Here is a 1,409-nt window from a genome sequence, read left to right as displayed (position 1 = left end):
GCTGATGCCGAGTTCCTTGGCCTGCTTGGCGAACGGGCCGCCGGTGGCATCCATGCCGCCGTACATGATCACGTCCGGCTTCTTGCCCTTGATCTTGGTCAGAATGGCCTTGAAGTCGGTGGCCTTGTCGTTGGTGGCTTCACGTGCCACCACGTTCACGCCCGACGCCTTGGCGGTCTTCTCGAACTCGTCGGCCAGGCCCTTGCCGTAGGCGGTGGCATCGTCAACGATGGCCACGCTCTTGGCGTGCAGGCTCTTGGTGGCGTAGTTGGCCAGTGCCGGGCCCTGCTGGGCGTCGGTGGCCACCACGCGGAACGTGGTCTTGAAGCCTTGCTTGGTGTAGTCGGGGTTGGTCGACGACGGCGAGATCTGCACGATGCCGGCATCGCTATAGATCTTGGAGGCCGGGATCGATACGCCCGAGTTCAGGTGACCGACCACGGCCACAACCTTCGCGTCCACCAGCTTCTGCGCCACGGCGGTGCCGGTCTTCGGGTCGCCTGCGTCGTCCTCACCGACCAGTTCGAGCTTGACCTTCTTGCCGTTGACTTCCAGGCCAGCCTTGTTGACCTCTTCCACGGCCAGGCGAGCGCCGTTTTCGTTGTCCTTGCCAAGGTGAGCGATGCCGCCGGTGAGCGGTGCCGCGTGGCCGATCTTGACTACAACTTCGCCACCGCCTGCTGCGGGCGCTGCCGCGGCGGGCGCCGACGCTGCCGGCTCGGCAGGCTTTTCTTCTTTCTTGCCGCAAGCAGTAACCAGCGCTACTGCGGCTGCGATCGGCAGAATCTTGGCAAACGTGATTTGCATGAGTGATCTCCTAGGATTCACATGATCAGGGTAAACCAACGCCCCCCGGACGCCCCCCTGAACCGCCTTAGTTTAGTTTCAATTTGAAACGCGCGAATTGTATTCCCTTTTTATACGGATGCAATATGCGACGCAACAACCTGAAGGATTAACCCACCAAATGAGCTAGGGAATTTCCCCAATGCACGCATTGGGGCAATTCCCGCCTACATGGAGGCTAGCCGTTGGTACTAACAAGATTCATGCCTACCGCTTGTCACAAGGCGGCTTTGCTACTCTTAAGTCACTCTCGGAGGCCACGTATTAAATAGGCATTTCATTTAATATCAACTAGCTCATTCATATACAACGAACTAGTGCGCCGGCACCATAATAGGGAAATCCCCAATTACAGGGATTTCCCTTATTTGTCTTTTTGAACAGACAAGCATAAGGCCGTTCCTGCCAGGCTCGTGCATTACCCAAGGGATAGCAGGCAATATAGCGTGCTATATATTGGTGCAACCCTGGCGAGAGAATGGTGCGAAACGGCGTGCAACCGGCGCGAGGGAGGAGCGCCTGCCTGCCACGTGGCGGCAGCGACAAAAAGCAACGGCCCGCGA

General features: G+C 58.3%; 1 protein-coding gene. It reads right to left on the bottom strand.

From position 1 onward, the window contains the following. The coding region (locus tag OR16_RS37960) for a branched-chain amino acid ABC transporter substrate-binding protein (RefSeq protein ID WP_006164607.1) at positions 1 to 807 on the bottom strand (807 nt) is incomplete at its 3' end. Positions 808 to 1,409: the final 602 nt, after the last annotated feature.

This window comes from Cupriavidus basilensis OR16 (genome assembly GCF_000243095.1).
GTDB classification, from domain to species: domain Bacteria; phylum Pseudomonadota; class Gammaproteobacteria; order Burkholderiales; family Burkholderiaceae; genus Cupriavidus; species Cupriavidus basilensis_D.
Note: the sequence above shows the minus strand (reverse complement) of the source record. Positions and strands in the feature narration are given on the sequence as shown.